Source organism: Neochlamydia sp. AcF95 (genome assembly GCF_018342455.1).
GTDB lineage: Bacteria > Chlamydiota > Chlamydiia > Chlamydiales > Parachlamydiaceae > Neochlamydia.
The window spans coordinates 1-4109 of record NZ_JAEMUC010000008.1; the positions used below are offsets into that span (position 1 = coordinate 1).

A 4109-nucleotide genomic window follows, 5' to 3' on the forward strand; every position below is an offset into this window, starting at 1 on the left:
CTTGAGCGGAGAAGAAATTAAACACTTGCCTCTAGGAAAAAAAGGAGAGCTTCTTAGAGATTGGATTGAAGAAAATTTTAAAAACCTAACTTTCCTAAATTTATCTGGAGCAGGCTTAACTTACCTACCCCCGGAAATAGGCCAGTTATCTCAGCTGCAAACACTTAACTTACATCAGAACCAGCTCACCAGTCTTCCTGCAGAAATTTGGCTGCTATCTCAGCTGCAAGTGCTTGACTTAAGCAAAAACCAGTTCACTAGTCTTCCTGCAGGAATCGGGCAATTGTCTCAGCTGCGAGTGCTTGATTTAAGCCAAAACCAGTTCACCAGCCTGCCTACAGAAATCGGGCAGCTGTCTAAGCTGCAAACGCTTAAATTAAATCAAAACCAGCTTGCCAGCCTTCCTGCAGAAGTCGGGCAATTGTCTGAGCTGCAAGGGCTTGGCTTAAAGCAAAACCAGCTCACCAGCCTTCCTGCAGAAATCGGGCAGCTGTCTAAGCTTATCAAGCTTGAATTAGCGGAAAATCCTTTGAAAGATATTACCGTAAAAATAAGGCAGCGTTTTCAATTGTAGAATGGTCGTAAGCACTTTTTAAATTGAGGTGGGCTAAATGGAATAAAAAACTTTTAGCCATCTTATCTTTAAACAAGTAATCCGCTCTTAAATCAAAAACATCTCACCAGTGTGCATGTAGAAGCAGTAGAAGAATTAAAACAAGGCACCAAAAGAGCCGTTTTTCTCATATAAGGCACAGAATCAATTTCATTCTTTTAGCCAAACCAAAATTGCCGCATCACTTAATCTCTAAAACCTGTGGCTGCTCCTAAATGCTTGAAAGGCCTCCCCCTTTTCCTTAAATCTATCTGAAAAAAAAGCGAGGTAGATTATCTGTGAGTTGTTTTTCATTGATAAGGATACGAATCCATTTGACTTGCTTTTTAATTTTTTTATATTGTCTTTAAAAAATGAAAATGCTGAAAAAGTTATCACTATCCAAGGAAATAAAATGCATCCTATCTCTTTGGCATCTATGGAAAGCTTGCCCAATGAATTGCTGCTCCCTATCTTAGAGGCTTGTGCAGTTCCTTCCTTATCAAGCGTTTGTAAAAGATGGCATCATCTGCTGGCTACTGAAGTCATGCCCCCTCTTTATAAGCAAATAGGTAAAGTGCATGTTCCTCAAGGAAATGTTAAGGAGCAGGTGCTTATTGTAGATAGGATTTATAAGCTAGAAGAAAAGCTTTCTGAAGCAGCAAAGGTAAATGCAATCTTTAAGCAAATCTTTACTTTAGCCAAGTCTTTTTCTCCATTGGAATTTAAATGGAAAACAGAAGAAAAAAGAGGCTTAAGTCTTGCTAATTACTCTTCTTATCTCTTAAATATTAATCGCCTTTTGCTTTGGGAAAGACTTCCTGGTGGGAAAGAATACTTGAGACGAGAAGAAATTAAGCACTTGCCTCTAAAGAAAAAAGGAGAGCTATTTAGAGATTGGATTGAAGAAAATTGTAAAAACATCACGGCTTTAAATTTATCTAATGCAGGCTTAACTTATTTACCCTCAGAAATATGCCAATTGTCTCAGCTGACAAAGCTTAAGCTAAGCCAGAACCAGCTCACCGCTCTGCCTGCAGCAATCAGGCAGTTGTCTCAGCTGCAAACGCTTGACTTAAGAGAAAACCAGCTCACCGCTCTGCCTGCAGAAATCGGGCGGCTGTCCCAGCTGGAATGGCTTGAATTAAATCAAAACCAGCTCACCAGTCTTCCTAAAGAAATAGGACGGCTATCTCAGCTGCAAGAGCTTAAGTTAAGCCAGAACCAGCTCACCGCTCTGCCTGCAGAAATTGGTCAATTGTCTCAGCTGCAAGGACTTCAATTAAATCAAAACCAGCTTACCGCTCTGCCCGCAGAAATTGGGCGACTGTCCCAGCTGGAATTGCTTGAGTTAAATCAAAACCAGCTCACTGCTCTGCCTGCAGAAATCGGGCAGCTGTCTGATCTGCAAACGCTTTGCTTAAATCAAAACCAACTCACCAGTCTGCCTGCAGAAATTGGTCGGTTGTCTAATCTGATACAGCTTTACTTAAACCAAAACCAGTTCACCGCTCTGCCTACACAAATCGGACAGCTGTCCCAGCTGGAATGGCTTGAATTAAATCAAAACCAGCTCACCGCTCTGCCTGCAGAAATCGGGCAGCTGCCTAAAGCGCTGTATCGGCTTGAATTAAATCAAAACCAGCTCACCAGCCTGCCTGCAGAAATCGGGCAATTGACTCAGCTGCTACAGCTTGAATTAAACCAAAACCAACTCACCAGCCTTCCTGTAGAAATAGGTCTATTGTCTCAGCTGCACGTGCTTCACTTAAATCAAAACCAGCTCACCAGCCTTCCTGCAGAAATAGGCCTATTGTCTCAGCTGCGAAGGCTTAACTTAAATCAAAACCAACTCACCAGCCTTCCTGCAGAAATCGGGCAATTGTCTCAGCTGCGAGGGCTTTACTTAAATCAAAACCAACTCACCAGCCTTCCTGCAGAAATCGGGCAATTGCCTCAGCTGCTAGGGCTTGATTTAAGCCAAAACCAACTCACCAGTCTACCTACAGAAATCGGGCAGATGTCTCAGCTGCAAGCGCTTGAATTAGCAGAAAATCCTTTGAAAGATATTGCAGAAAAGATAAGGCAGCGTTTTCAATTGTAGAATAACAAGTACTTTTTAATTTGGAGTGAGCTAAAATGGAATAACAAACTTTTAGCCATTTTATCTTTAAACAAGCAATCCGCTTTCCTTCCAGCAACTAAGCAAGCTTAAACTAACCTACACATTTATAACGACAAGGAGCTTCTCTCTTTTTCTGCCGATTGTTATGTCTGGGAGAACAACTTTTTTTGATAGAAAGAAACTGGTGTATTGTATTTCATCATTCAGTAGAAGAATTAAAACAAGGCGCCAAAGAGAGCCGTTTTTCTCAAATAAGGCACAGAATCAATTTCATTTTTTTAGCCAAACTAAAATTGCCGCATCACTTAATCCCCAAAACCTGTGGCTGTTCCTAAATGCTTGGAAGATCTCCCCCTTTCTCTTAAATCTATCTAAGAAAGAAGGGCGATAGATCCTCTGTGAGTTGTTTTTGTTGATAAAGATACGAATTCGTTTGACTTGCTTTTTTAATTTTTTTTATTTTATCTTTAAAAATAAAAATGTTGAAAAGTTATCCCTACCCAAGGAAATAAAATGCATCCTATCTCTTTGGCATCTATTGAAAGCTTGCCCAATGAATTGCTGCTCCCTATCTTAGAGGCTTGCGCAGTTCCTTCCTTATTTAGCGTCTGTAAAAGATGGCATCATTTGCTGGCTTCTGAAGTGATGCCTTCTCTTTATAAAAAAATAGCACAGCTTCATTTTCCCACGAAGAATACCACTACCCAGCGAACTCTTATGTTAGCTAAAGTTTATCAACTCAATCCTGTACTTACCCCTACCGAAAAAGTTTATCAAGTTTTTAAGCAAGTTTTTACCTTAGCTAAATCTATTTCTCCTTTGGAATTTAAATGGAAAACAGAAGAAAAAAGAAGCTTAACGCTGGCTAATTACTCTTCTTATCTCTTAAATATTAATCGTCTTTTACTTTGGAAAAAGCTTCCTGGTGGGGAAGAATACTTGAGGCGAGAAGACATTAAGAACTTGCCTCTAGGGAAAAAAGGAGAGCTTCTTAGAGATTGGATTGCAGAAAATTGTAAAGACTTAACTTTGCTAAATTTATCTAGAGCAGGCTTGACTTATTTACCCTCAGAAATAGGCCAAATGTCTCAGCTGCAAACCCTTTACTTAAATCAAAACCAACTCACCGCTCTGCCTGCAGAAATCGGGCAGCTGTCTAATCTGCTACAGCTTTACTTAAGCCAAAACCAGCTCACCGCTCTGCCTACAGAAATCGGACAGCTGTCTCAGCTATACTGGCTTGACTTAAATCAAAACCAGCTCACCAGCTTTCCTGTAGAAATCGGGCAACTGTCTCAGCTACAAAGGCTTTACTTAGTCCAACCTGATTTACCCTAAAAAACTCCATCATTGCATCAATTTTAAAAAGAAAAAATGTAAATTTCCTTTTAA

At 40.2% G+C, this 4109-nt stretch carries 3 protein-coding genes; all 3 read left to right on the plus strand.

The window, feature by feature from the left end; genetic code table 11:
- Nucleotides 1–574: leucine-rich repeat domain-containing protein (locus tag NEOC95_RS00505; RefSeq protein ID WP_213150966.1), on the plus strand; the 574-nt coding region annotated here is incomplete at its 5' end.
- 433 nt (nucleotides 575–1007) lie between these two features.
- On the plus strand, nucleotides 1008–2696 hold the full coding sequence (locus NEOC95_RS00510; RefSeq protein WP_213150967.1) for an F-box/LRR-repeat protein: 1689 nt from the start codon (nucleotides 1008–1010) through the stop codon (nucleotides 2694–2696).
- Between the two features lie 534 nt (nucleotides 2697–3230).
- Nucleotides 3231–4055, plus strand: a complete 825-nt coding sequence (locus tag NEOC95_RS00515; RefSeq protein ID WP_213150968.1) for an F-box/LRR-repeat protein — start codon at nucleotides 3231–3233, stop codon at nucleotides 4053–4055.
- Nucleotides 4056–4109: the final 54 nt, after the last annotated feature.